At 63.7% G+C, this 25,190-nt stretch carries 23 protein-coding genes and 1 pseudogene; 19 read left to right on the forward strand and 5 right to left on the reverse strand.

The features are described 5' to 3' along the window. The first annotated feature begins 11 nt into the window (after positions 1–11). On the forward strand, positions 12–1,136 hold the full coding sequence (locus X773_RS67455) for a DUF2333 family protein (RefSeq protein ID WP_023679513.1): 1,125 nt from the start codon (positions 12–14) through the stop codon (positions 1,134–1,136). 307 nt (positions 1,137–1,443) lie between these two features. Next, positions 1,444–3,123 carry a formate--tetrahydrofolate ligase gene (locus X773_RS67460; RefSeq protein WP_023679514.1) on the forward strand — a complete coding sequence of 560 codons (1,680 nt, stop codon included), beginning with the start codon at positions 1,444–1,446 and terminating at the stop codon, positions 3,121–3,123. Positions 3,124–3,200: 77 nt separating this feature from the next. On the opposite strand, the gene X773_RS67465 is transcribed toward X773_RS67460, so the two are convergent. Next, on the reverse strand, positions 3,201–3,848 hold the full coding sequence (locus tag X773_RS67465; RefSeq protein WP_023679515.1) for a cysteine hydrolase family protein: 648 nt from the start codon (positions 3,846–3,848) through the stop codon (positions 3,201–3,203). Between the two features lie 127 nt (positions 3,849–3,975). Here X773_RS67465 and X773_RS67470 point away from each other — a divergent pair, with 127 nt between their 5' ends. The 3 genes from X773_RS67470 to X773_RS67480 all read left to right on the forward strand — a co-directional run bounded on the left by X773_RS67470 (position 3,976) and on the right by X773_RS67480 (position 6,138). Further along, positions 3,976–4,965 (forward strand): helix-turn-helix domain-containing protein, encoded by a 990-nt coding sequence (locus X773_RS67470; RefSeq protein ID WP_023679516.1) that lies wholly within the window; start codon positions 3,976–3,978, stop codon positions 4,963–4,965. Between the two features lie 181 nt (positions 4,966–5,146). Beyond that, a complete protein-coding gene (locus tag X773_RS67475) occupies positions 5,147–5,632 on the forward strand; it encodes an antitoxin Xre/MbcA/ParS toxin-binding domain-containing protein (protein ID WP_031212596.1) in 486 nt (161 codons plus the stop codon). Beyond that, on the forward strand, positions 5,629–6,138 hold the full coding sequence (locus X773_RS67480; protein WP_023679518.1) for an RES domain-containing protein: 510 nt from the start codon (positions 5,629–5,631) through the stop codon (positions 6,136–6,138). The genes X773_RS67475 and X773_RS67480 overlap by 4 nt, the downstream gene beginning before the upstream one ends. 58 nt (positions 6,139–6,196) lie before the next feature. Here the strand turns inward: X773_RS67480 and X773_RS67485 are convergent, their stop codons facing one another. After that, positions 6,197–6,754: a sugar O-acetyltransferase gene (locus X773_RS67485; protein ID WP_023679519.1), complete on the reverse strand. Its 558-nt coding sequence runs from the start codon at positions 6,752–6,754 to the stop codon at positions 6,197–6,199. Between the two features lie 147 nt (positions 6,755–6,901). On the opposite strand from X773_RS67485, the gene X773_RS67490 reads away from it, so the two are divergent. From X773_RS67490 to X773_RS67500, 3 genes are all read left to right on the forward strand, one after another. After that, positions 6,902–7,363: a membrane protein gene (locus X773_RS67490; RefSeq protein ID WP_023679520.1), complete on the forward strand. Its 462-nt coding sequence runs from the start codon at positions 6,902–6,904 to the stop codon at positions 7,361–7,363. Beyond that, positions 7,360–8,736, forward strand: coding sequence for an FAD-containing oxidoreductase (locus X773_RS67495; protein ID WP_023679521.1), 1,377 nt, complete (start codon positions 7,360–7,362; stop codon positions 8,734–8,736). The genes X773_RS67490 and X773_RS67495 overlap by 4 nt, the downstream gene beginning before the upstream one ends. 101 nt (positions 8,737–8,837) lie before the next feature. Further along, entirely contained in the window at positions 8,838–9,887 is a 1,050-nt protein-coding gene (locus X773_RS67500; RefSeq protein ID WP_023679522.1) for a succinylglutamate desuccinylase/aspartoacylase family protein, read from the forward strand. A gap of 14 nt (positions 9,888–9,901) precedes the next feature. Here X773_RS67500 and X773_RS67505 read toward each other — a convergent pair whose 3' ends face one another. After that, positions 9,902–10,672, reverse strand: a complete 771-nt coding sequence (locus tag X773_RS67505) for an isocitrate lyase/phosphoenolpyruvate mutase family protein (RefSeq protein ID WP_023679523.1) — start codon at positions 10,670–10,672, stop codon at positions 9,902–9,904. A 320-nt stretch (positions 10,673–10,992) separates the two neighbouring features. On the opposite strand from X773_RS67505, the gene X773_RS67510 reads away from it, so the two are divergent. After that, positions 10,993–13,182: an anthranilate synthase gene (locus tag X773_RS67510; protein ID WP_023679525.1), complete on the forward strand. Its 2,190-nt coding sequence runs from the start codon at positions 10,993–10,995 to the stop codon at positions 13,180–13,182. Positions 13,183–13,229: 47 nt separating this feature from the next. Beyond that, positions 13,230–14,144, forward strand: a complete 915-nt coding sequence (locus tag X773_RS67515; protein ID WP_031212598.1) for a cation diffusion facilitator family transporter — start codon at positions 13,230–13,232, stop codon at positions 14,142–14,144. Positions 14,145–14,366: 222 nt separating this feature from the next. Here the strand turns inward: X773_RS67515 and X773_RS67520 are convergent, their stop codons facing one another. Beyond that, positions 14,367–15,446 (reverse strand): hypothetical protein, encoded by a 1,080-nt coding sequence (locus tag X773_RS67520; protein ID WP_023679527.1) that lies wholly within the window; start codon positions 15,444–15,446, stop codon positions 14,367–14,369. Between the two features lie 101 nt (positions 15,447–15,547). On the opposite strand from X773_RS67520, the gene X773_RS67525 reads away from it, so the two are divergent. The 6 genes from X773_RS67525 to X773_RS67550 all read left to right on the forward strand — a co-directional run bounded on the left by X773_RS67525 (position 15,548) and on the right by X773_RS67550 (position 22,184). Continuing rightward, positions 15,548–16,006: a DsrE family protein gene (locus X773_RS67525; RefSeq protein ID WP_023679528.1), complete on the forward strand. Its 459-nt coding sequence runs from the start codon at positions 15,548–15,550 to the stop codon at positions 16,004–16,006. A gap of 179 nt (positions 16,007–16,185) precedes the next feature. Further along, a complete protein-coding gene (locus tag X773_RS67530; protein ID WP_023679529.1) occupies positions 16,186–16,983 on the forward strand; it encodes an SDR family oxidoreductase in 798 nt (265 codons plus the stop codon). Between the two features lie 49 nt (positions 16,984–17,032). Beyond that, positions 17,033–17,341 carry a putative quinol monooxygenase gene (locus X773_RS67535; protein WP_023679530.1) on the forward strand — a complete coding sequence of 103 codons (309 nt, stop codon included), beginning with the start codon at positions 17,033–17,035 and terminating at the stop codon, positions 17,339–17,341. Between the two features lie 270 nt (positions 17,342–17,611). Beyond that, a complete protein-coding gene (locus X773_RS67540; RefSeq protein ID WP_023679531.1) occupies positions 17,612–18,700 on the forward strand; it encodes an AbrB family transcriptional regulator in 1,089 nt (362 codons plus the stop codon). A gap of 182 nt (positions 18,701–18,882) precedes the next feature. Beyond that, positions 18,883–20,970, forward strand: a complete 2,088-nt coding sequence (locus X773_RS67545) for a TonB-dependent siderophore receptor (RefSeq protein WP_245274804.1) — start codon at positions 18,883–18,885, stop codon at positions 20,968–20,970. Beyond that, positions 20,970–22,184 (forward strand): MFS transporter, encoded by a 1,215-nt coding sequence (locus X773_RS67550; protein ID WP_023679533.1) that lies wholly within the window; start codon positions 20,970–20,972, stop codon positions 22,182–22,184. The genes X773_RS67545 and X773_RS67550 overlap by 1 nt, the downstream gene beginning before the upstream one ends. Positions 22,185–22,204: 20 nt before the next feature. On the opposite strand, the gene X773_RS67555 is transcribed toward X773_RS67550, so the two are convergent. Next, a complete protein-coding gene (locus X773_RS67555) occupies positions 22,205–23,281 on the reverse strand; it encodes a siderophore-interacting protein (RefSeq protein WP_023679534.1) in 1,077 nt (358 codons plus the stop codon). A 355-nt stretch (positions 23,282–23,636) separates the two neighbouring features. Here X773_RS67555 and X773_RS77595 point away from each other — a divergent pair. The 3 genes and pseudogenes from X773_RS77595 to X773_RS78440 form a co-directional block, all read left to right on the forward strand. Continuing rightward, positions 23,637–23,974 (forward strand): annotated as a pseudogene (locus tag X773_RS77595) (transposase); the annotation flags it as partial. Further along, positions 23,887–24,723, forward strand: coding sequence for a transposase (locus X773_RS75200; RefSeq protein WP_023679535.1), 837 nt, complete (start codon positions 23,887–23,889; stop codon positions 24,721–24,723). The pseudogene X773_RS77595 and the gene X773_RS75200, both read left to right, overlap by 88 nt. A 172-nt stretch (positions 24,724–24,895) precedes the next feature. Next, a complete protein-coding gene (locus tag X773_RS78440; protein ID WP_348625947.1) occupies positions 24,896–25,114 on the forward strand; it encodes a hypothetical protein in 219 nt (72 codons plus the stop codon). The last annotated feature ends 76 nt before the right edge of the window (positions 25,115–25,190 follow it).

Below are 25,190 nucleotides of genomic sequence, written 5' to 3' on the forward strand. Positions count from 1 at the left end.
GTGACATCGCCATGCTTGATCCGATCGTGAATTTCTTCACCCGGATTTTCCAGTGGATTGGCCGCGGCATCGGCCTGCTCATCGGCGCGATCCTGTGGCCGTTCCTGTGGGCGGGGCGCTGGTACACGCAACGCGGCTGGATCCTGAAGGCGGTGCTCGGCCTGGCTGTGCTCGTGCTGATCGGTCTCTATGTCAACTTCTTCTACGCCACCCAGTGGTGGAACAATTTCGACCCGAATTACGTCGACAAATACACGTTCGAAAAACGCAACAGCTCCGCCGGTGAACAGGTTTCCGCCGGCGCCGGCACCGACACGGCCAAGACCTGCGGAAATTCAGCCATTGCCCAGGTCGCTGCCGACCTGACCGACTTCAACGTCAACCAGAATGCCTGGGTGTCGTCGATGATCCTCTACAAGCTCGGCCTGTTCGGCATCGACTGGGACCACACGCCGTTCATGGACAACAAGGCGTCGTTCCAGCGCGGCATCAACCAGGCGGTGCGGCGCACGGCGACCGAGCTTGCCGACAATCTCGGCCGCGTCCGCACCACCTCGCAGATCGACGCCGACCTGCAGGACGCCCGCGGCAATCTGCAGTTCGATGAGGAAACCTGGTATTTCGGCTTGAACCCGTTCGGGCCCAAGACGCCGACGCCGAGCTACTATCGCGACGCGGTGCGCAAGCTGCGTTCCTTCAACGCCCGCCTCGCAGCCTGCCAGGCGACATTCGATGCCCGCGCCGACAATCTCAAGCAGTATATCGACCGCATTTCGTCCGATATCGGTTCCACCTCGGCGATCCTCAAGGAGCGTGCCGAAAACCACAATAATGGCTGGTTCGACACACGCGCCGACGACCGCTTCTGGTTCGCCTATGGCCAGCTCTATGCCTATTACGGGCTGATGAAGGGCGCACAGGCCGACTTCGAGGACGTCATCAAGGAAAAGCACCTGCAGAACCTGTGGGATACGATGGACGCGCAATTCGTCTCGGCGCTGCGCATCCAGCCCTTCATCATCGCCAATGGCCGCGAGGACGGCTGGCTGTTGCCGACACATCTGACGACGATGGGGTTTTACATACTCAGGGTGCGCTCGAACATGGTCGAGATCAGCAACGTGCTGACGCAGTAGCGGATCGTCCCGCACAGCCGGCGCTGGTGAATTTGCGCCGTTGCTTCTGTCGCTTTTCGCGTATTACGCGGCTGTTTTGAGACGGCGGAACCGCGCCTGCTCTGGCTTCTATACGGCGCGGCAACCGGCGCGAAAAGAACCTGTAGCAGGGCAGCCGGCCGCAGAGGCATTTTCTTCGTAGGAAACATAGTTGCATGAAAGTTGACGCCGCGGCAGCGACAGGGGTAGAACATGCCCGCGCCTGCAATGCCGGGCTATTCTTGCGACCACACTAGTCAAATCCGTCCAATTCAGAGGGAAGTCGTCCATGGCCGAAGTGAAGTCCGACATCGAGATCGCGCGCGGCGCCAGGAAGAAGCAGATCCAGGAGATCGGCCAGAAGATCGGCATTCCGAGCGAACATCTTCTGCCCTACGGCCACGACAAGGCGAAGATCTCGGCCGAGTTCATCAAGTCGGTGAAGGGCAACAAGGATGGCAAGCTGATCCTCGTCACCGCCATCAACCCGACACCGGCCGGCGAAGGCAAGACGACGACGACGGTGGGCTTGGGCGATGGCCTCAACCGCCTCGGCAAGAAGGCCATCGTCTGCATCCGTGAGGCTTCGCTCGGACCGAATTTCGGCGTCAAGGGCGGTGCCGCCGGCGGTGGCTACGCGCAGGTCGTGCCGATGGAGGACATGAACCTCCACTTCACCGGCGATTTCCACGCCATCACCACCGCGCATAATCTGCTGTCGGCGCTGATCGACAACCACATCTATTGGGGCAACGAGCTCGGCATCGACACCCGCCGTGTCGTCTGGCGCCGCGTTATGGACATGAACGACCGGTCACTGCGCGAGATCATCTGTTCGCTCGGCGGCGTCGCCAACGGTTTCCCGCGCGAGGCCGGTTTCGACATCACAGTCGCCTCGGAAGTCATGGCCATCCTGTGCCTGTCGACCGACCTGAAGGACCTGGAAAAGCGCCTCGGCGACATCATCGTCGCCTATCGTCGCGACAAGTCGGCCGTCTATGCGCGCGACCTCAAGGCCGACGGCGCCATGGCCGTACTCTTGAAGGATGCCATGCAGCCCAATCTCGTGCAGACGCTGGAGAACAACCCGGCGTTCGTGCATGGCGGCCCCTTCGCCAACATCGCGCATGGCTGCAACTCCGTCGTTGCCACGACGACGGCGCTGAAGCTTGCCGACTACGTCGTCACCGAAGCCGGTTTCGGCGCCGATCTCGGTGCCGAAAAGTTCTTCGACATCAAATGCCGCAAGGCCGGCCTGAGGCCCGCCGCGGCGGTCATCGTCGCCACGGTTCGCGCCATGAAGATGAATGGCGGCGTCAAGAAGGAGGACCTCGGCAAGGAGAACGTCGAGGCGGTCAAGAAGGGCTGCGCCAATCTCGGCCGCCACATCGAGAACATCCGTCAGTTCGGTGTGCCGGCTGTGGTCGCCATCAACCATTTCTACTCCGACACAGAGGCCGAGATCCAGGCGATGAAGGACTACGTTGCCTCGATGGGCGAAGAGGCGATCCTGTGCAAGCACTGGGCTCAGGGATCGGCCGGCATCGAGGAACTGGCCAAAAGAGTCGTGGCGTTGGCCGAATCCGGCGCGTCGCAATTCGCCCCGCTCTATCCCGACGCCATGCCGCTGTTCGAGAAGATCAACACCATCGTCCAGCGCATCTATCGCGGTTCCGAAGCGATCGCCGACAAATCGGTGCGCGACCAACTCCACGCCTGGGAGCACGCCGGCTACGGTCATTTGCCGGTCTGCATGGCCAAGACGCAATATTCCTTCTCCACCGATCCGAATCTGCGCGGCGCGCCGACCGGCCACACCGTACCGGTGCGCGAGGTCAGGCTGTCTGCCGGCGCCGGCTTCGTCGTCATCATCTGCGGCGAGGTGATGACCATGCCCGGCCTGCCCAAAGCGCCATCCTCGGAAAAGATTTTCCTGAACGAAATGGGCCAGATCGAAGGCCTGTTTTAGGGATAATCAACGCTTGAACGGCAAAGGGCGCCGCAACGCTGCGGCGCCCTTTTGGCGACTTCGCGACGAGCTCGTCCCTAAGCCGCGCTTCGCGCCAGCGCGCGCTGGTTGGAGGCATAGGGTGTGTCGTGCTGGGGTACCACGCCGGTCTTCAGACAATCGATCCACTCGGCGGTCTTGAGAACGGCCGCGAAGCGCGACTGCAGGACGATCGTCACCACGCGATGGATTTCCTCCCCCGAAGCGTAGCCGGCGCTGTTGGCGTACGGCAATGACCCCGTTGCGTCCGACAGGAACTCGACCTCAAAACCCATATGCACGGCGTGGATGACCGTCGACAGGTCGCAATTATGCGTCATGTAGCCGATGACCGTGATCGTATCGATAGAGTTGGCGCGCAGCCACTCCTCGAGGTCCGTGCCGGTGAAGGCGCTGGGCAAGTTCTTTTCGATGTAGTGGTCGCGGTTTCGCCTGGCGATTTCCGGGTGCAACTCGGCGCCATGGCTGCCCTTGGCGAAGACCGGTGAGGTTTCCGGCGCCAACTGTTTGATGACCACCACCTTGACGCCTGCCTCGGTGGCCGCATCCATCGCTCGCGCCACATTGACGACGCTGTCGCGGAACGGCGGATGCTGGATGGCGAGGTTGCCGCCGTCATAGTCGTTCTGAACATCGATGACGATGAGGGCGCGGCGTGGAGCTTTGCCTTTGGCTGGTTGCGACATGGGGTTTTCCTTTCCCGTTGGACATGATGGGTGGACGATAAGCTCGGCACCGGATTGCAGAAAGTGTCCCGATTGACATTATTCGAAAGAATTGGGACAATCGGCCTCACCCGTTGCTGGAGCTCCCATGACCGATCCTGCCGTTGCCGCCATCGCCTTCGATGGCATCAGCCCGTTTCATCTCTCCGTGCCGTGTCTCGTGTTCGGCGCGGATCGCACGGAGCTCGGCCTGCCGCGCTTCGACTTCCGGGTCTGCGCGATTGAGGACGGGCCGATCCGCACCGATGCCGGGCTGACCATCAGCGTCCCGCACGGGCTTTCCGCGCTCGATGACGCCGACATCGTCATCGTGCCAAGCTGGAAAGATCTCGGGAGCTCGCCTCCAGCGGCATTGATCGACGCGTTGCTTGGCGCGCACGAGCGCGGCGCGCTGATCGTCGGACTGTGCTTGGGAACGTTCGCTGTTGCGGCGACCGGACTGCTTTCGGGGCGGCGAGCGGCGACGCACTGGGCCTACGCGGATCAGCTGCAGGAACTCTATCCCGACATTCTCGTCGAACCGGAAGTGCTCTACATCGACAATGGCGATGTCGTGACATCCGCCGGCGTCGCCGCCGGGCTCGACTGCTGCCTGCACGTCGTACGGGCTCGTTACGGCGCGGAGGCGGCACTTCGCCTTGCCCGGCAGATCGTGCTTTCTCCGCACAGGCAGGGCGGGCAGGCGCAATTCATCGAACGTCCCATCGCCAGGACCGGCAATGCGGACCGCTTCACCCAGGCTCTCGAAGCGGTGCGCAAAACCCTGGGTGAGCCGCACTGTCTGGACAGCGTTGCCGGTCACGCCGGCCTCACCCGCCGGACGTTCACGCGCCGTTTCCAGAAAACGATCGGCACCAGTTTCGGCGACTGGCTGACCGACCAGCGCGTCCAGCTGGCGCAACGGCTGCTGGAAGCAACGGAAAAATCGATGGACACGGTTGCCTTCGAGGCCGGCTTCGGCAGCGCTACCTCGCTGCGCCAGCATTTCGCAGCGCGCCTCAGAACCTCGCCGGCGCAATACCGGCGCGAATTCTCGAAGAGTGCTCAGGAGGAGCGCGTGGCGCACATGCCGAGGTGAAATTCGGCTCGCGCTCGATTCCAGGGCAATCGCTTCAGTGCCGACGTTGGACTGCCATCTGGCCCGAGTAGGCTATCTTTTCTCTCGAAGCGATTGCCCTGCTCTCGATCCTGTCGTGCTTGAAAGGCTCTGCGTCATCTGTCATATATTAAAGCGACAGATGACGCGAAGAGGGCTCGCCGTGGCGATGGCATTGGAAAAGGCTGCGCCAGCAGCAAAAAACAATGAACTTCAGAAGGTGGCGAAATTGCTAGGCGGCAGCCGCATTCTGGCAAGGCGCCTCAGCAGCGCTTTGGATGCCCACGAGTTGCTTCTGCACGGCCTGCCGGCTTCAGCGCTGGACCATCTTATCGGGCAACTCGTCTACATCCAGAAGACCGATTCGCTGGAGAAGGCCGTCGGCATGAGCCTGCGCACCTACCAGCGCCGCAAGGATGCTCCGTCCAAGCCTCTCAGTCAGGACCAGAGCGGACGCACCTGGAAGTTCGCGGAGATCCTGTCGAAAGCGACCGACGTGTTCGGTTCGCAGGCGGAGGCAGAGCAATGGCTGGAGCGCCCGGCGATTGGGCTCGACCAGCGTCGTCCAATCGACCTTCTGGCGACGCCGGCGGGGATCGAGCTTGTAGAAGACTATCTGGAACGGCTTGAATATGGCGTTTATGCATGACGCCGCTGCCGGCGGCGCTTGGTGGCTCCGACCTCATCGGATGGCGCCTCGATCAAGCCGCGTTTGCGCCTACATGGGATAGTGGCGAGGGCGCATACAGGGTGGGCGGACGCTGGAACAGCAAGGGCGTGCGCGCCGTCTACTGCTCGATCGATCCGTCGACTGCGATCCTCGAGGTTGCGGTTCATAAGGGCTTCAGGGCGCTCGACACGATAGCGCATGTCATGACGGCAGCGATCGTCAGCGATGTCGCGGATGTGCATATCGTCGACCCCGCCGCCGTGCCCAACCCCAACTGGTTGCGCCCGGGCATTCCGAGCTCCGGGCAACAGGCGTTTGGCGACGATCTTCTGCAACGGCACCGGTTCGTGGTGATTCCGAGCGCGGTATCGCAGCGTAGCTGGAACCTGATCTTCGACGCGAGCCTCGCCAGAGGGGCATACGCCATGAAGACCCAGGAGGCGTTTGCGCTCGACACACGGTTGCATCCACCTCCGGCCAAGTGACATAGCCGCCCCCATGTCCATCAGAACGAGGACGTGACCGGCAACAGAAGCACGGTGCTCAGTTGTTGCTGATTACCCGTGCCGGATTGCCGACCACCGTGGTGTTCGCCGCCACGTCGCGCGTCACCACAGCACCGGCGCCGACGATGGCGCCATCGCCGATCCTGACTCCGCCGAGGATGACGGCACTGCCGCCGATCCAGGCATTGTCGCCGATCTCGACCGGCTTGGCGATCTCCAGCCCTGTCCGTCGCCCGGCAGCCTCCTTGTGGTGCTCGGCGCAATAGATCTGCACATTCGGGCCGAGCAGCGTTCCCTTACCGATGCGCACTGGCGCCGTGTCGAGAATGATGCAGCCGGCATTGAGAAAAACACGGTCGCCGAGAAAGATGTTGAAGCCATAGGCGCAGTGGAACTGCGCCTCGATCCGGGCGCCCTCGCCCGCAGCGCCGAGCAGCGTCCGCAATCCAGGCCCGATATCGCCACGCTGCCGGGGTGGCAGGCTGTTGTGCTCGAACACCGCGTCTCGCGCCGTGATGCGCAACGCCTCCAGTTCCGGATCGAGGCAGCAATACCACTCGCCCGCCGCCATTTTCATGCGTTCGCTTCCGGCCATGGCTGCAACTCCAGTTTCAACTTTGCCAAAGCACAAGTGGTGAAAAAACGGAAGCGCCGGCGGCGACACCACCTCTGGTCAAATACCGGACCTATGGTAGCTTGCCCTCTCGGACCTGTCCCAAGCCGGCCATCGAGGGGATCAATCATGCTGTACATTTTTGCACTCCTGATTGGCATCGTTGCCGGGCTTCGCGCCATGACCGCGCCCGCCGCCGTCGCCTGGGGCGCCTGGCTTGGCTGGTTGCCGGTCGCGGACACCTGGGCGAGCTTCATGGGCCACTGGATCGCCGTCGGCATCTTCACCATCCTGGCCATCGCCGAACTGGTCACCGACCAGCTGCCCTCGGCGCCGAGCCGCAAGGTGCCGCAGCAATTCGGCACGCGTATCGTCTTGGGCGCTTTCACCGGCGCGGTGATCGGCGCCACCGGTGGCGCCATCATCGGCGGCCTGATCGCCGGCGCCGTTGGCGCGGTGATCGGCACGCTGGGCGGCGCCGAGGCGCGTAAACGCCTGGCCGCCGCCTTCGGCAAGGACCCGCCGGCCGCCTTCATCGAGGACGCTGTGGCGATCGTCGGCGGGCTTCTGATCGTGGCGGCGGTGGCATGACGGCAAAGACATTCGACGCCATTATCGTCGGTGCCGGGCAGGCCGGCCCACCGCTCGCCGGCAGGCTGAATGCGGCCGGCATGAGCGTGGCGCTGATCGAGCGAAAGCTGGTCGGCGGCACTTGCGTCAACACCGGCTGCACGCCGACCAAAACGATGGTGGCAAGCGCCTATGCCGCGCATCTCGCCCGCTCCGCCGCGGATTACGGGGTGACGCTATCCGGTCCCGTCGGCGTAAACTACAAGGCGATCAAGGCGCGCAAGGACAAGGTCTCCAACGACGCCCGCGGCAATCTCGAAGACTGGATTGCCGGCATGGACAAATGCACGCTCTATCGCGGCCATGCGCGCTTCGTAAGCGCCAACACGGTGCGCGTCGGCGACGATCTGCTGAGCGCCGAAAAGATATTCCTCAACACCGGCGGGCGCGCCTCGGTGCCCGGCCTGCCCGGCATCGACGGCATTTCTTACCTGACCAATTCCTCGATGATGGATCTCGACGTGCTGCCGCGCCATCTCATCGTTGTCGGCGGCAGCTATGTCTCGCTCGAATTCGCGCAGATGTTCCGCCGCTTCGGTTCCGAAGTCACGGTCATCGAAAAAAGCCCGCGTCTGATCGGTCGCGAGGACGAGGATGTCTCGGACGCCATTTTGTCGATCCTCGAAAACGAAGCCATTGCCGTCCATCTCGGCGCCGACGACATCCGCTTCGCCAGGCGAGGCAACGAAATCGCCGTGACCTTCTCGCCAGGCAAGGCGGCTGCGGTCGGCTCGCATGTGCTGCTGGCGCTCGGCCGCACGCCAAACACCGACGATCTCGGCCTCGACAAAGCCGGCGTCGAGGTCGACAAACGCGGCTTCATCGTCGTCGACGACCAGTTGCGCACCAGCGTGCCCGGCATCTGGGCGATGGGCGACTGCAACGGCAAGGGCGCCTTCACCCACACCTCGTACAACGATTACGAGATCGTCGCCGCCAACCTGCTCGACAACGATCCGCGCAAGGTCAGCGACCGCATCGAGGCCTATGCGCTCTATATCGACCCACCACTCGGCCGCTGCGGCATGACCGAAGCCGCGGTAAGGAAATCCGGCCGCCGCGCCCTGGTTGGCCAGCGGCCAATGACCCGCGTCAGCCGTGCAGTCGAAAAAGGTGAGACGCAAGGCTTCATGAAGATCCTGGTCGATGCCGACACCAAGGAGATCCTCGGCTGTTCGGTGCTCGGCCCGGGCGGCGACGAGGCGGTGCACTGCGTGCTCGACCTGATGTATGCCAAAGCGCCGGTCAGCACGCTGGCGCGCGCCGTGCACATCCACCCGAATGTCTCGGAGCTTCTGCCGACCATCGCCCAGGAACTCAAGCCGCTGGTGTGACGGCCGGGTAGAATCGTGCGCCCATGGCGGCGCCGGCTGGACCAATCGACAGCCCAGCGGCAAAAGGGCATGTGTTCCGCCTCTTCTCCCGGAGGCATCCCATGCAGAAGTCCATCGAACGCGTCGCCGGCGACAGCGAAGGCGTTTCCTACGAATTCCCCGTCTTCCGCTTCGCCGGAACGGACAAGACGGCGCCTTCCGTCTATCTGCAGGCGGCACTTCATGCCGGCGAATTGCCGGGCGTCGTCGCCATCGACACGCTGATGCCGATGCTCAGCAAGGCGGAAGCCGAAGGCCGCATCACCGGCAATATGACCATCGTGCCCTGGGCTAATCCGATCGGTCGCGCGCAATATCTTTACGGCGACCATCAGGGCCGCTTTCATCTGGGCACGCGCACCAATTTCAATCGCGGCTTTCCGCGGCTCGCCGCGCCCGACCTCACGCTGCTGCCGACGCACGGCACGGTCGACCAGCGGCTGAAAACGCGGCTGCTGCAGCTCTCCATCGGCCACGACATCGTGCTCGACCTGCATTGCGACGATGAGGGCCTCGCCTATCTTTACGTCCACACCAGCCTGTGGCCGGCCATGGCGGATTGTGCAGCGGCCATGGGCGTCGATGCGGTGATGCTGTGGGACGAAGACCCCGACGGCACCTTCGAAGGCGCCTCGATCATGCCGTATCAGAACGTTCCCGCCGACGTCGCGTGCCTCGACCGGCGCGTCGCCACCACCGTCGAATATCGCGGCATACTCGATGTCGACGGCGCCCACGCCGGCGCCGATGCCGAAGGGCTCTACCGGCTGCTGGTGGCGCGCGGCGTCATCCAGGACCAGGCGCTGCCCGCGCCTGGCAGCTTCGTTGGGCTCGTCGCGCCGCTCGAAAACATCGAGATGATGCCGGCGCCCCGCTCGGGCGCGATCCTTTACGACGTGAAGCCGGGCGACCGGGTCGCCAAGGGTGCGCGCCTTGCCACCATCGTCCACGCGCCCGGCGAGCCCGACGGCCGCACGGAAGTGTTGGCGCCGCAGGCTGGCCTCATCCTGACGCGGCGTTCCCGCCGCATCATCCGCGCCGGCGAAGACCTCTTGAAGCTGGTCGGCGACGGGACGAGCGCCGATGCAAGGTCGGGAACGCTGGAGGACTGACGCACCCCGCCAGGCTACCCCGAAATCGCCTGTCGCGCCTTGGCCTCCAGCCATTCGGCCATCTGCCGGTACGGCACCGGACCATGGCTCACGCGGGCGACGCCGAGTTCGGCAAGCCTCTGGCGCGGCGGCACATGCGCCAGGGCAATGATGTTGACCGGCAATGCCGTTGCCTCGCAGAGCGCCTCGATCAGGCCTTCATCGGCAAGCCCCGGCGCAAAGAAGCCATGCGCTCCGGCCCTTTCGTAGGCGTGCGCCCGCTCGATCGCCTGATCGAGAAGAGCCTTGTCGTGCGCATTCGGTTTAGTCTTCAGGAAAATGTCGGTTCGGGTATTAATGAAGGCCGGAATACCCGACGTCTTCACCGCCGCTGCAGCCGCTTCGATCCGCCTCACCTGTATGGCGATGTCGTGCAGCCCACTGCCGCCGACGATCTGATCCTCGAAATTAAAGCCGACGGCTCCAGCCTGCACGGCGAGCGTCACGCTGCGGGCGACAACCTCCGGAGCGACCCCGTAACCCCCCTCAAGGTCCATGGTTACCGGCACATCCACCACCGCAACGATGCGTTTGATGTTTTCGAGCGCCAGTTCAAACGGGATTTTCTCGCCATCGGCGAATCCGAAAGCGGCCGCGACCGGCCAGCTTCCGGTGGCGATGGCCTTGGCCCCTGCTTTCTCGATGATCTTGGCGGAGCCTGGGTCCCAGGCATTGTAGAGGACAATCGGGTTTCCCTTGACATGGAGGGAATGGAACGTCCGTGCGCGGTCGAACTGCTGGGTCATTTGATGTTTTCCCGTCTTCCTGCTGTTTGATGCAGAGTCTAGGCAGGACTGCCGGTCTTGGCCATGTGCCATGGGTTGCGAAAGCGGCAGCCACCCCACAGACTTTCAAACCTGTTGCGCATACCGCTTTTCGCGGCTATGGATTTCGCCATGAATATGCGTTCGATCAAGACCATTTGGTGGTGGGCTCGCTGACAGCGGCCTGTTCGAACGCGTTCGCGTGACAATAGAGGGTGGCCGCAGCGGAATGTCCGGGCGGCCATTTGTTTTTTCAAGCCATTCCCGGGTCCGTTGCCCCAAAGACGCTGATGGAGACGGCAATGACGACGAAAATTCTGGAGAATGGCGCCGAGCGCTTCGTCACAGCAGGTGGCGTGGCGATTACCCGCCAGCGCCATGACCGGCCTTACGAGGGGGCGATCGACGGCTATGTCGATGGCCTGAATTCGCGCCGCGGCGCCGTGTTTTCCTCGAATTACGAATATCCCGGCCGCTATACGCGCTGGGACACCGCCATCATCGATCCGCCGGTGGTGATCTCGGCACGCGGCCGCGCCATGCGCATCGAGGCGCTGAACCGCCGCGGCGACGTGCTTTTGCCGGTGATCGGCACGGTGCTTGCCGGCCTTGACGATGTCACGATCGCCGAGACGTCCAACAAACTCATCCGCCTCGAGGTCGCCAAGCCCGATCGTATCTTTACCGAAGAGGAACGCAGCCGCGTTCCCTCCGTCTTCACCGTGCTGCGCGCCATCACGGCTTTGTTCAAGACCGAGGAAGACGCCAATCTCGGCCTCTATGGCGCCTTCGGCTACGACCTCGCCTTCCAGTTCGATCCGGTCGACTACAAGCTCGAGCGCAAGTCAAGCCAGCGCGATCTCGTGCTGTTCCTGCCCGACGAGATCCTCGTCGTCGACCACTATTCGACCAAGGCCTGGACCGACCGCTACGACTATTCCGGCGATGGCTTCTCGACCGAAGGCCTGCCGCGCGACGAAATCGTCGAGCCGTTCAGGACCGCCGACCGCATCCCGCCGCGCGGCGACCACGAGCCCGGCGAATATGCCAAGCTGGTGCGCAAGGCGATGAAGAGCTTCGAGCGCGGCGACCTGTTCGAAGTGGTGCCGGGGCAGATGTTCTACGAACGCTGCGAAACCCAGCCCTCCGAGATTTCCCGCAAGCTGAAGAGCATCAACCCTTCGCCCTATTCCTTCTTCATCAATCTCGGCGAGGGCGAATATCTGATCGGCGCCTCGCCGGAAATGTTCGTGCGCGTCAACGGCCGCCGCGTCGAGACCTGCCCGATCTCCGGTACCATCAAGCGCGGCGACGACGCCATCTCCGACAGCGAGCAGATCCTGAAGCTGCTCAATTCGAAGAAGGACGAATCCGAACTCACCATGTGCTCGGACGTCGACCGCAACGACAAGTCGAGGGTCTGCGAGCCGGGCTCGGTGCGCGTCATCGGCCGCCGCCAGATCGAAATGTACTCCCGCCTGATCCACACCGTCGACCACATCGAGGGGCGGCTGCGCGAAGGCATGGACGCCTTCGACGCCTTTCTGTCGCATGCCTGGGCGGTCACCGTCACCGGCGCGCCGAAATTATGGGCCATGCGCTTCATCGAGCAGAACGAGAAGAGCCCGCGCGCCTGGTATGGCGGGGCGATCGGCATGGTCAATTTCAACGGTGACATGAATACCGGCCTGACGCTTCGCACCATTCGCATCAAGGACGGCATCGCCGAGGTACGCGCCGGCGCCACGCTGCTCTTCGACAGCATTCCCGAGGAAGAAGAAGCCGAAACCGAACTGAAGGCATCCGCCATGCTCTCCGCCATCCGCGACGCCAAATCAGGCAATGCCGCCAGCACCGAACGCAGCACCGCGCGTGTCGGCGACGGCGTCAACATCCTGCTGGTCGACCACGAGGACAGTTTCGTCCATACGCTCGCCAACTATTTCCGCCAGACCGGCGCCAACGTCTCGACGGTGCGCACGCCGGTGCCGGACGAGATCTTCGACCGGCTGAAGCCAAACCTGGTCGTGCTGTCGCCCGGCCCCGGCACGCCGAAGGACTTCGACTGCGCCGCCACCATCAAGCGGGCCCGTGCGCGCGACCTGCCGATCTTCGGCGTCTGCCTCGGGCTGCAGGCGCTGGCCGAGGCCTATGGCGGCGAGCTGCGCCAACTGCACATCCCGATGCATGGCAAGCCGTCGCGCATCCGCGTGTCGAAGCCGGGCATCATCTTCTCCGGCCTGCCCAAGGAGGTGACGGTCGGCCGCTATCATTCGATCTTTGCAGATCCGGTGCGGCTGCCCGATGGTTTTGTCGTCACCGCCGAGACCGAGGACGGCATCATCATGGCCTTCGAGCACCGCAAGGAGCCGATCGCCGCAGTGCAGTTCCACCCGGAGTCGATCATGACGCTCGGCCACAATGCCGGCATGCGCATCATCGAGAACATTGTCGCGCACCTGCCGCGCAAGGCCAAGGAAAAGGCCGCTTAATTCGAGGGCTCAGCGTTGGGATCTTTTCCCCAGTGACCGCGGCGGAAATCAAAGCCGCCGCCAGGCAGAAGGTCGCCAGCCTCGCCTTCTGGTCGATCGTCGTCGCCTGCGTCGTGCTCGGCCTGAAGCTGGTGGCCTGGTACGTCACCGGTTCGGTCGCGCTTTATTCGGACGCGCTGGAATCGATCGTCAACGTCATTGCCTCGGCCGCCGCCTATTGGGCGATCCAGGTCAGCTACAAGCCGGCCGACCAGGACCATCCGTTCGGCCACCATAAGGCCGAGTATTTCTCGGCCGTCCTCGAAGGCGTGCTGATCGTGCTTGCCGCCTTGCTGATCCTCAATGAGGTCTGGTGGTCCTGGCAGCATCCCGCCCTGCTGGAACAGCCATGGACCGGCCTTGCCGTCAATGGCGTCGCAACGGTCATCAACGCTGTCTGGGCCTTGACGCTGATCCGCACCGGCCGACGCGAAAAATCGCCGGCTCTCGTTGCCGACGGCAGGCACATCATGACCGACGTGGCGACCTCGGTCGGTGTGTTCATCGGCCTGGTCGGCGCCGTACTGACCGGCTGGCAGGTTCTCGATCCGGCTCTTGCGGTGATCGTGGCGCTGAACATTCTGTGGCAGGGCTGGCACGTCATCGGCTCGTCGATGAATGGGCTGATGGACCGCGCCGTCGACACCCAGGAACATATCCGCATACGCGACATCATCTCGGCCAATTGCAAGGGCGCGCTCGAGGTCCACGACCTGAAGACGCGCATCGCCGGCCGCGCCACCTTCATCGAGTTCCACCTGGTCGTCGACGCCGACATGTCGGTCGGCGCCAGCCACGTCATCTGCGACCGCATCGAGGACGCGCTGCAGGCCGAAATCCCTTCCGTGCGGGTCATCATCCATGTCGAACCCGACGACGAAGCGAAACTGCCCAAAGGCACGACGGCCGTGCCGTTCGCGTGAGGTGGCGTCGCGGAGAAAAATCGCTCAGTGGTGATCCTTCGCGCCCCCCTCTGTCCTGCCGGACATCTCCCCCTCAAGGGGGGAGATTGGATGTCGCTTTGGCTTTCGCCAATCTTCAAAGAAGAACGCTGTCGGTGAAGCTGCCGATCTCCCCCCTTGAGGGGGAGATGTCCGGCAGGACAGAGGGGGGTGCTGTCTCGCCGGCATCGCGTCTCTGAACTGCTACAGCCCGCAGGCAGCCTGCGGCATCGGCTCCAGCCGGTAGACCTTGTCGTCGGACATTGTGTCGCCCTCCGCCGAACACAGATCGATGATCGGCAGACCGCTGTTCGGGTTGGCCAGCATCATCGTGCCGTTGGCGCCGCGGCGAAGGAAGACCTCCTGTTGCGCGATATCGCAGGAGGCACCACCCGTCTTCGCGCTCGCCGCGCAGCGCCACTGGTCGCCCTCGCCCTGACAGTTATAGACCTGCGTGACCTTGGCCGATTTCTGCCGCGTGGTAACCGAAACGGCGATATCGGCGCCGCTTGGCCAATTGGCCGGATCGCCCTCCTTGGCGAAAGACGCCAGCTCGACCGGTCCGCGGAAAACCCTGATCGACTGGGTCAGCTGATCGGGATGCGAGCCGAGATGCTCGGCGTCGTAGTCGCGTCCGTAGCAGAAGGGCTGGTCCGGCTTCAGCCGCTCGCGCAATGGCGGGCCAAGGGCCGGGTCGATCGGGTCGATGCGCGCGAACTCCGCCTTGCAGGTGGCGGCCGGCATCGGGTCGAGCCTGAAGCCGTTGTCGTCCTTGCCCAGCGCCTGCCTTTCGTATTCCGCCTTGCCGAGCNCTTCCGATCCGGCGTCGAGATAGAGATCGGGCTGCACGTCCGAGACGATCAGCCGGCCTTTGTCGTCGACCTTCAGCGAAGCCATGGTGCGATCGCAGTCCATGCCGCAGCGGATCGGGCCGGTCTTGCCGTCCTCCGACTCATGACTGCACCAGCCGCCGAGCCATTCCGGCGCCTCGGCGCCGCGTACCGTCGTCGCCATGAAGCCATTGTAGGAGGAATCGATGCCGGTGCTTGGCTCCTCGTTTGCTCGGCTGACCGGATCGCGGCCGTAATAGAAGAAGATGCGCGCCACCTTCTGCTGCGGATGCGACTTGAGATGCGCGGCGTCGTAGACGCGGCCGAAGCAAGCGTCCTTGCCGTCGGGGCTGAGCTCGGTGAGTTTGAGCGTGTCGTCGGCGAAAGCAGCACCGGCGACGGCGGCAAGCAAGGCAACCCCAACTCCGGCGCCCATCACGGTCCTTGATATCATGCTGGCTCCCCCTGCCCCGACAAGACGTGGCTTCAATTTATGCTAGGATTGAGGTCGAGGCCACGCAAATTGCGCGGGCCGGCCAAATGGGAGATGAAGCCATGCGACGCCGCGATATTTTCCGCGTCGGTCTTGCCGGGGCCGCCGGGCTGTTCGGGCTGCGCCCCATCAAGGCCGCAGCTAGTGAAGTCAAGCCGGCGGCTGCCGAAGAGGAAAGGCAAAAGGTCGCCTATCACCTCAGCGACCTCGACAAGGTCAATTTCGTGCTCGGCAACATCAAGAACCACTTCGAAGGCACCGACGGCAAAATCGACATCGCGCTTGTCGTGCACGGCCCAGCACTTGCCGCCTTCAAGTCGAAGGGCATATCGGCCGCCATTTTCGGGCGGTTCGCCGGCCTTGTCCAGGATGGGCTCAGCCCGCACGCTTGCGCCAACACCATGCACGGCATGGATATCGGCCTGGCCGACCTGCTCGACGGCTTCCATGCAGCCGACAGGGGCGGCGTCGTCAAGCTCGCCGAATTGCAACGCCAGGGCTACGCCTATCTCAGGCCATAGGGCAATTCCAGGAAAAGTGTGAAACGGTTTTCCGTCCGGAATTGCGTCAAGACAAAGAGGGAGCGGTTCGTCGTTTCCGTGAAACGGTGAACCGCTCTAAACTTTTACGGACTTGAACGCGAGGACTGCGAGGGCCTACGAAGAGCAGGCAGAGTCCCCGGAGGAATAGAGGAATAGACGTGCCAGCCACCACCACCCTTGTCAGCCCCTCTCTGGTCATCCCCGACCTTGCCGGAAAGGCGGTCCTGGTCACCGGCGCCTCGACCGGCATCGGCGCGGCGCTCGCACTCGCCTACGCCGCGCAGAAATGCCGCGTCGCGCTGCATTACAATTCGAGCCGCGCGGCTGCCGAAAACCTTGCCGCGACCATTCGCAACGGCGGCGGCGACGTGTTCCTCGTCCGGGGCGATTTCTCGATCCCCGCCGATGTCGAGCGTGTCGTCGAGGACAGTGCGCAACATTTCGGCCGGCTCGACGGCCTCGTCAACAATGCCGGCGGCATGCTCGGCCGCGTGCCCTATGCCGAGCAGACCGAGGCGCATTACGACGCGGTGATGGACCTCAACGCGCGTTCCGTGCTGACAGCTTCGCGCAAAGCGATCCCATGGCTGAAGCGGCAGGGCGGCTTCATCGTCAACACCTCCTCGATCGCCGCGCGCAACGGCGCCGGTGGCGGCGCCGGCCTTTACGGCTCGGCCAAAGCCTTCGTCTCCAACGTCACGCGCGGCATGGCCAAGGAGCTGATCGGTTTCAACATCCGCGTCAACGCGGTGGCGCCCGGCACGATCGCGACACCTTTCCACGAGCGCTACTCGACCGACGACCAGATGAAAGGCATGATCGCCACCATCCCGCAGGGCCGCGCCGGCACCGCCGAGGACTGCGTCGGCGCCTATCTGTTCCTCTCCTCCGATCTGTTGAGCGGCTACATCATCGGCCAGGTGATCGAGGTCAATGGCGGGCAGTTGATGCCGTAGACGGCGAACTGCATACTCCTGGTTGCGTCATCTCAACGGAGCAAAGCGAATGTACGGACTGATCGGCAAGATGCGGGCGATGCGCGGCCAGCGTGACGCAATGATGGATATCCTGCTCGCCAGCACCGGCGCCATGCCCGGCTGCCTGAACTACATCATCGCCACCGACCCGGCCGATGCCGACGCGATCTGGGTGACCGAAGTGTGGACCGACGCCGAAAGCCACAAGGCTTCGCTGCAGCTGCCCGAAGTCCAGGCGGCAATCGCCAAGGCACGGCCGATCATCGCCGGCTTCGAGTTCCAGGTGGAGACGCATCCTGTCGGCGGGTTCGGGTTGGCGGCGGCGAAGGCGGGATAGAGGAGAGGCCGGCAGGACAGCGCCCCCCTCTGGCCTGCCGGCCATCTCCCCCTCAAGTGGGGAGATTGAATGTCACTTCGGCCTTCGCCAATCTTCAAAGAAGAGCGCTGTCGACGAAGCTGCCAATCTCCCCACTCGAGGGGGAGATGTCCGGCAGGACAGAGGGGGGCGCGAAGGATCGCTACGCATGGCGTGGTCCTATTGCCACCCGAGCCCTTTCCCGCGCAAAAAAGGTTCGCATTTTTTCGCGACCGGTCTAAGAGCCCATCTATGGATTCTTCCCCGAACCCGCCAGCCATCGAGCATCTGGCGCGGATCCACAAGGCTTGGCAGTGGCCGGTCCTGGTGGTGGTCTCGGTGCTGTTTGCCGGCGCGCTGGAAGTCGCTGCCCTGCCCGCCGCGCTCTTGATCGGACCGATGCTGGCGGCCATCGTCGCCGGCACCAACGGCGCCACGGTGCGCGTGCCGCGGGTTCTGTTCGGCTCAGCCCAGGCGGTCGTCGGCTGCCTGGTCGCCAGTTCCATCTCGGCCGATATCTTTCCCGTCTTCTACAAGGAATGGCCGCTGTTCCTTGGCGTCGTGATGGCGACGGTCGCGGCATCCAGCCTGCTCGGCTGGCTGATCAGCCGCTGGCGCATCCTGCCCGGCACCACCGCGGTCTGGGGCTCGTCGCCGGGCGCCGCCACCGCCATGGTGCTGATGGCCGGTGCCTTCGGCGCCGACCAGCGCCTCGTCGCCTTCATGCTTTATCTGCGCGTCATCTGCGTCTCGATGACGGCAGCCCTGGTGGCCAAGCTTTGGGTCGACACCTCAGGCATCGAGGTGCCGGCCATCGTCTGGTTCCCGCCGGTCGACCCGCAAGGCTTGGCCGCAACATTCGGCGTGGCGCTGGTCGGCGGCCTCGCCGGAAAGCTTTTCCGGCTGCCGTCGCCGTTTTTCCTCGGCACCTTCATTTTCGGCACCGTGATCCATCTCGGACTCGGCGTGACCATGCAGTTGCCACCCTGGCTGCTTGCCTTGAGCTATACGATGATCGGCTGGAGCATCGGCCTGAATTTCACCAGGGCCATTTTGCGCCACGCGGCCCGCGCGCTGCCGCAGATCGTCGGCTCGATCATTGCCCTGATCGTCTTTTGCGGCGGCCTCGCCTTCCTGATCAGCCGCCTGCTCGGCATCGATCCGCTGACCGCCTATCTGGCAACCAGCCCCGGCGGCATGGACAGCGTCGCCATCATCGCCGCCGCCGCGCAGCATGTCGACATCTCCTTCGTCATGGCGCTGCAATCGGCACGCTTCCTGATCGTGCTTCTGGTCGGCCCAAGCATGGCGCGGCTGGTGGCGAGAAGCCTCAAACCATAGCAGCTTGCCTCTCCCTGATTCGCAGCCGGTTTTCCTGAAACCGGTCGCACTTTGCTGCCGCCGACCGTAGCGGGCCAGCACCTGCACGAGCTCAAAAAATAACTTGACTCAAATACTCAGATTTGAGAGCCCCTTCCGTCAATGTACGGAAGAGTGGAGACGAGTTGATGCGGAAACGGACGATGACATGGCTCCTGGGGTTATCATTGCCGGGCAGCATGGCCCTGCTCGACCTGTCCGGGCCGGCTCACGCCCAGGACCAGGGCGGCGTCACCGTTCTCAACAAGATCGAGGTCGATGCCGAGAGCGACGAGATCCTCGTGCAGGACGGCTACGTCGCCAAGAAGGACCGCATCGGCACCAAGACCGACACGCCGATGGTCAAGATTCCGCAAGCCGTTTCGGTTGTGACGCAAAAGCAGATCGAGGACCAGAAGCCACGCACGCTGAACGAATCGCTCGGCTATGTCGCAAGCGCCAATCCGAACAGCTTCGGCTTCGACACCCGCTATGATGCCTTCTTCCTGCGCGGCTTCCAGGCCTTCTACAACGGTATGTTCCGCGACGGGCTGCGCCAGTACAACGGCCCCTCGGCCTGGTTCAAGACCGAGCCCTACGGCATCGAGGGCGTCACCATCCTGAAGGGTCCGGCCTCCTCGCTTTACGGCATCAGCGGTCCGGGCGGCATCGTCAATCTGGTCACCAAGCGCCCCAAGGAAGAACAGTTCCGCGAAGTCGAAATGCTGCTCGGCGCACACAATCGCTTCCAGGCCGCACTCGACGCTTCCGGCCCGGTGAACGAAGACGGCAGCATTCTCTATCGCTTCACCAGCCTCGGCCGCACCAGCGACACCGACCTGCCCGGTTATCCCGACGACAAGATCTATCTGGCGCCGGCAGTCACCTTCAAGCCGGATGAGGACACCAAGCTGACCATCCTCGGCGAATATTCGAAATCCGTCACCGGCGGCACCGCTGCCTTCTACAATTCGGGCGGCGCTCTGACGAACCTCTATGAGGGCGATCCCGCCTGGAACGACTTCGACCAGACCCAGGGCCGCATCGGTTACGAGTTCGAGCACCGTTTCAACGACGTGCTGACGGTCCGGCAGAATCTTCGCTACAGCGCCGTCGACAGCGACATCGAGTACAGCGGCCATTACCCGGACGGAGTGGATCTGAAACGCTATTGGGGCCACTACACCGAGACCATGAAGAACTTCGTCGTCGACAACATGGCGCAGTTCGAATTCGATACCGGCCAGGTCAGGCACACGGCGGTAGCCGGCATCGACTACGCCTGGTCTAATTATGACGCCGGCAGCGGTATCTCCTATGTCTCCGTCGACGACATCAAGGCTGCTCCGGTTCCTTACTATGGCGGGCAGGAGATGAACCAGCTCGGCGCCTATCTGCATGACCAGATGGAGTGGAACGATTTCACCCTGTTCGCCAGCGGTCGCTACGACTGGGCCGACACCACCTTGACCGCCGCCGACTTCACCAAGTCCAAGCAGAACGACAGTGCACTTTCCGGGCGGCTCGGCCTGTCTTACCAGACCGAATGGGGCATCACGCCCTATGTCAACTATTCGACGTCGTTCTCGCCCAATATCGGCTTCGTCTATGACGATGTCAGCAGCCCCATCGGTCGTGTCGCCCGTCCGACCATTGCGACGCAGAAGGAAATCGGCGTCAAATACGAGTTTGCCGATTACAACGCCGCCATCAGCGCCGCTCTGTTCGACATCGACCAGAAGGATGGCGTCGTCTTCGACGCCTCGACCGGCATCAACAAGCAGCGCCAGCTCGACCTCAACTCGCGCGGCGTCGAGCTGGAAGCCAGCGCTTCGCTCGACAACGGTCTCAGCATACTCGCCTCTTACACCTATCTGCGCGTGAAAATCGAACGCGGCGCCACGGGAACCGCAGGCAAGGAACTGTCGGCGACGCCAAATCACATCCTGTCGCTCTGGGGGCAGTACCAGTTCGAGGACGGCACGCTGCAGGGGCTCGGGCTGGGCAGCGGCGTTCGCGTCGCCGGCAGCAGCTATGGCGACGACACCAACACCTTCAAGAACGACGCGCGCGCCTTCGTCGACGCCTCGCTCTCCTACGATTTCGGCTACCGCAATCCCAAGCTCGAGGGCGTGAAGCTGCAGGTCAACGCCAAGAACCTGTTCGAGACTCAAAAATCCATCTGCTCGGCCGGCTATTGCTACCGCGACGAGGGCCGCTCGCTGTTCGCCAGCCTGCGCTACCGCTTCTGATGTCGATCGCCGTTTCCAGCCGGGCATCGACGCCTGTCGCGATCGTCCTGGCGATCGGCGGGCTCTACGTCGCGCAGAGTGTGATCGGCGGCATCACCTGGGCGGGCCTGCCGGCGGTGATGCGCGACCAGGGCCTGCCGCTCGACCGGATCGGCCTGGTCTCGCTGATCGCGCTGCCATGGGCGCTCAAGTTTCTATGGGCGCCGGCCGTCGAGCGCTATCGGCTGCCGCCGGTCGGCAAGAACCGCACCGGCACGATCGTAGCCGCCGGTGGGCTCGTGTCCATCGCCGGGCTGTGGGCCGTCGGCGCGCTCGGCCCGGAGGCCTGGTGGCCGGTTCTGGCCTGCCTGACCATCGTCGCCTTCGCCGCCTCGACGGTCGACATTGCCTGCGATGGTTTCGCCGTGCAGAGCCTGGCTAAGGAAAACCACGGTTGGGGCAATGCCGCGCAGGTCGGCGGCGCCTATCTCGGCTCGGCCATCGGCGCCGGCCTGTTTCTGCTTCTGGTCGACGCTTATGGCTGGCGCATCGCCGTTTGGGCGATGGCCTTGCTGCTCCTGCCGCTCGGTCTGCCCTTCCTGCTCGGCGCGGCCAGCCGCGCGCGCGAGGAGACGCGCGCGCATGTTCCCAGCCTTCTCGACGCGTTGAAGCGTCCCGAAATTCGGCGCGGCCTGGCAGCGTCGGCCATCTATGTCCTGGCCCAGAAGGCGGCACTCGCCATGCTCGGACCATTCCTGATCGACGCCGGGCTCGACCTCTCGATGGTCGGACTTGTCAACGGCGTCGGCAGCATGTTCGTCGGCCTGGCTGCCGCACTCGCCGGCGGCGCTCTCGTCAAATGGTTCGGCCCGCGCAACGTGCTCGTCCTGGCGCTTTTCCTGCAGGCCGGATCGCTGTTCTTCTTTTCGGTCTTCGATTTTCTTGGTGACTTCTCGACCACCGCTTTGATGGCCATCGCGGTGCTCAGCTCGTCCGGCTTCATGGCTCTCGGTTTCGTCGCGCTTTACGCGCAGTTCATGCGCTGGTCAGATCCAAGACAGGCGGGCGTCGACTTCACGCTGTTCCAGTGCATGGACGCACTGATGAGCATGGCCGGCGGGATCGCGGCCGGCTACGCGGCGCAGTATTTCGGCTATGGCGCGTTCTTCGCCGGCGCCGGCCTCGTCGCGCTGCTGGCCGCCCCGGCGATCGCCTTCGTATCCGACCGCCGCTGACTGCGGAGCATCGTCGCGCACTATTCTTCGCCGCCGTCCGCCGCTTGCGTCCCTCGGCGCCAGTAGGCGATGACCAGATGCCGGTCGCGCGGCACACCCCACTCCTTGCGGACAATCCTGCGGATCTCGCGGAAATCACCGAACTCGCATCCGGCCCAGACATAGAGATTGTCGGCAAGCGCGGTCCGGCTCCGCTGCCGCAGCACCGCTGGCAACAGGCTGGCTGTGCCAGCCTCGCGCCCATGCCGATAGAGCCAGGTGACGGCAACGGTCTCGCCTGCGGCCAGCGCGATCCGGTCGTCCGGGCCGTCGACCTCGATGAACGCTTCGGCGCGGGTTGACGGCGAAAGCTGCTCCAGCATCCTGCCGATCGCCGGAAGCGCGGTGTCGTCGCCGAGCAGCAGCAGGTTTTGCGCCTCGGGCACGCCGCCGCCACCGGGTCCAATCATGCCGATGACCTCGCCGGCAACCGCCTTTTCGGCGAAAGCGGCCGCCGGCGTATCCATACCGGGGTGGAGGACGAAATCGACATCCAGCCAGCCGCTTGCGGCGTCCAGTGCCCGGATCGTGTAGACCCGCACGACGAGCGCGTCCTCGCCCGACGGCCAGACCATCAGGCCGTCGGCGCCCATCGACGGCCACACGGGCAGCCTGCCGCGCGGCGGCAGCAGCAGCCGCACATGCAGGCCGCCACGGCCAAAGCGGCCGAGATCGTTGCCGGTGAAGCGGACGCGCTGCATATGCTGAGAAATCCGCGTCGAGGACACCACCGTGATCTCGCGGAAGAACACCGGCGTGCCGGCATCGCTGCCGTCGCCCTGCCAGGCGATGCCCCTGATCGTGCCGAGATGTTGCGAAAAATGGCCGGCAACCGCCATCTTCATGTAGGACAGGCAGGTTTCATCCTCGGCCGCGACGCGGATCAGCACGCTGTTGTCACCGAGCGTCGCCTTCAACGAGCCGTAATGCGTGCGAAATTCCCAATGATCGGCAAGGCCGGTATCGATCTCTGATTCGCCGTGCTCGGCGCGCAGCCTGTCCATCGCCGACCGGATGGCGGCACCGCTGATCCGGGTTTGCGCACTCAATTGCTCCATCGCTCAGCCTTTCGGTGCCGTTTGAATTCGAGATCGCCATACGGCGTCCTCGCCACGCCGGAATGCCACAGCCGGCCCGCTGTTTCCACTAAAAGATGATAAGTATAGTCATGTTTTGAAATCAGGCTTAAGGGAAGTCCATTTGCAGGCCGCATCACCTAAATATCGACATGCTCTAGTACTACAGTTGCGGATCATTTGATTTTCTGATTCACTTCGACAGGTTATGGAGGGAACCATGTCTGTCGCTTCGTGGTCAGGGTCGTTGTTGGCTTGGGAGCAGGAGCTCACAGCGCTGAAGGCGCGGGTTGGGCGGGTGCTTCCTCGTCGTGAGTTGCGGGAGACGGGCGCAGATTTCCTTGACGGCCTTCTTTCCGGCATTGAGCGCAAGACAGGCTGGCTGATGGCTGAGCANTCGGCGTGTTCTTGGCTTACGCGAGCCGCTACGGCCAAGCGCTGGTCGATCGTCGCCTTTATCTGCCGGAGAGCTGGACAAGGGATCGGGCGCGATGTGCCAGAGCGTCGATCCCGGAGACGGTCGAGTTTGCGACCAAGCCAAAGATGGCGCGCGCCATGGTCGAGGCGGCGCTCGATGCCGGCGTCCCGTGCGCTTACGTTCTGGGCGACGCTGTCTACGGGGCGGACAGCAGCCTTCGCCGGATGCTGGACGCTCGCGAGCAGCCCTATGTCTTGGCGGTTCGAGGCGCTCACTTCATGCGCCGGGGAGGGGATCGTCTGTTNCGAGCCGCTACGGCCAAGCGCTGGTCGATCGTCGCCTTTATCTGCCGGAGAGCTGGACAAGGGATCGGGCGCAATGTGCCAGAGCGTCGATCCCGGAGATGGTCGAGTTTGCGACCAAGCCAAAGATGGCGCGCGCCATGGTCGAGGCGGCGCTCGATGCCGGCGTCCCGTGCGCTTACGTTCTGGGCGACGCTGTCTACGGGGCGGACAGCAGCCTTCGCCGGATGCTGGAAGCTCGCGAGCAGCCCTATGTCTTGGCGGTTCGAGGCGCTCACTTCATGCGCCGTGGAGGGGATCGTCTGTTTGAGGAAACCTCGCCCGAGGAACTGGCCAGCGAGTTCGAGCCCGACGACTGGGTCTGTCATGCGGCAGGTGAAGGCGCCAAAGGGCCTCGGCTCTACGACTGGGCACGCATCCGCCGCCCTTGGACGTCAAAAGGCGGCTTCGAGCATTGGCTTCTCGTCCGCCGCAAGCGATCGACATCCGGAGAAAAAGCCTACTACCTGGTCTTCGCCCCGCCCGGTTCCTCCTTGGCCGAATTGGCGGCAGTGGCCGGCCNGCTCGCGAGCAGCCCTATGTCTTGGCGGTTCGAGGCGCTCACTTCATGCGCCGGGGAGGGGATCGTCTGTTTGAGGAAACCTCGCCCGAGGAACTGGCCAGCGAGTTCGAGCCCGACGACTGGCCTGTCATGCGGCAGGTGAAGGCGCCAAAGGCCCTCGGCTCTACGACTGGGCACGCATCCGCCGCCCTTGGACGTCAAAAGGCGGCTTCGAGCATTGGCTTCTCGTCCGCCGCAAGCGATCGACATCCAGAGAAAAAGCCTACTACCTGGTCTTCGCCCCGCCCGGTTCCTCCTTGGCCGAATTGGCGGCAGTGGCCGGCCTGCGCTGGGCGATCGAGGAGTGCTTTGAGCGCGCTAAGGAGGATCTCGGACTTGATCATTGCGAGGCTCGGTCCTGGCACGGATGGCATCGCCACATGAGCCTGTGCATGGCCGCCCTGGCATTCCTCTCGAAGCTATCGGCTGATCTTCGCCGCAGCGCATGGAGCAAACCGAACGAAACGAGTCCAAAGGAGCCAATCGCCGCCTGATCCGGATGGCTGCGCTCGTCCCGAGCGTCCCCGAGATCCGCTATCTCCTCGCCCNATGGCGACGACGACATCAGGC

The organism is Mesorhizobium sp. LSJC280B00, from assembly GCF_000502835.1.
In the GTDB taxonomy this organism is placed as follows: domain Bacteria; phylum Pseudomonadota; class Alphaproteobacteria; order Rhizobiales; family Rhizobiaceae; genus Mesorhizobium.

What these genes read in the sequence shown, in the direction of transcription:
- X773_RS67505 (WP_023679523.1), bottom strand. Translation starts at nt 10,672, where the DNA reads ATGACCCAGCAGTTCGACCGCGCACGGACGTTCCATTCCCTCCATGTC.
- X773_RS67550 (WP_023679533.1), top strand. Translation starts at nt 20,970, where the DNA reads ATGTCGATCGCCGTTTCCAGCCGGGCATCGACGCCTGTCGCGATCGTC.
- X773_RS67480 (WP_023679518.1), top strand. Translation starts at nt 5,629, where the DNA reads ATGACGCCGCTGCCGGCGGCGCTTGGTGGCTCCGACCTCATCGGATGG.
- X773_RS67535 (WP_023679530.1), top strand. Translation starts at nt 17,033, where the DNA reads ATGTACGGACTGATCGGCAAGATGCGGGCGATGCGCGGCCAGCGTGAC.
- X773_RS67460 (WP_023679514.1), top strand. Translation starts at nt 1,444, where the DNA reads ATGGCCGAAGTGAAGTCCGACATCGAGATCGCGCGCGGCGCCAGGAAG.
- X773_RS67540 (WP_023679531.1), top strand. Translation starts at nt 17,612, where the DNA reads ATGGATTCTTCCCCGAACCCGCCAGCCATCGAGCATCTGGCGCGGATC.
- X773_RS67455 (WP_023679513.1), top strand. Translation starts at nt 12, where the DNA reads ATGCTTGATCCGATCGTGAATTTCTTCACCCGGATTTTCCAGTGGATT.
- X773_RS67485 (WP_023679519.1), bottom strand. Translation starts at nt 6,754, where the DNA reads ATGGCCGGAAGCGAACGCATGAAAATGGCGGCGGGCGAGTGGTATTGC.
- X773_RS67510 (WP_023679525.1), top strand. Translation starts at nt 10,993, where the DNA reads ATGACGACGAAAATTCTGGAGAATGGCGCCGAGCGCTTCGTCACAGCA.
- X773_RS67490 (WP_023679520.1), top strand. Translation starts at nt 6,902, where the DNA reads ATGCTGTACATTTTTGCACTCCTGATTGGCATCGTTGCCGGGCTTCGC.
- X773_RS67495 (WP_023679521.1), top strand. Translation starts at nt 7,360, where the DNA reads ATGACGGCAAAGACATTCGACGCCATTATCGTCGGTGCCGGGCAGGCC.
- X773_RS67545 (WP_245274804.1), top strand. Translation starts at nt 18,883, where the DNA reads ATGACATGGCTCCTGGGGTTATCATTGCCGGGCAGCATGGCCCTGCTC.
- X773_RS67500 (WP_023679522.1), top strand. Translation starts at nt 8,838, where the DNA reads ATGCAGAAGTCCATCGAACGCGTCGCCGGCGACAGCGAAGGCGTTTCC.
- X773_RS67555 (WP_023679534.1), bottom strand. Translation starts at nt 23,281, where the DNA reads ATGGAGCAATTGAGTGCGCAAACCCGGATCAGCGGTGCCGCCATCCGG.
- X773_RS67525 (WP_023679528.1), top strand. Translation starts at nt 15,548, where the DNA reads ATGCGACGCCGCGATATTTTCCGCGTCGGTCTTGCCGGGGCCGCCGGG.
- X773_RS67470 (WP_023679516.1), top strand. Translation starts at nt 3,976, where the DNA reads ATGACCGATCCTGCCGTTGCCGCCATCGCCTTCGATGGCATCAGCCCG.
- X773_RS67465 (WP_023679515.1), bottom strand. Translation starts at nt 3,848, where the DNA reads ATGTCGCAACCAGCCAAAGGCAAAGCTCCACGCCGCGCCCTCATCGTC.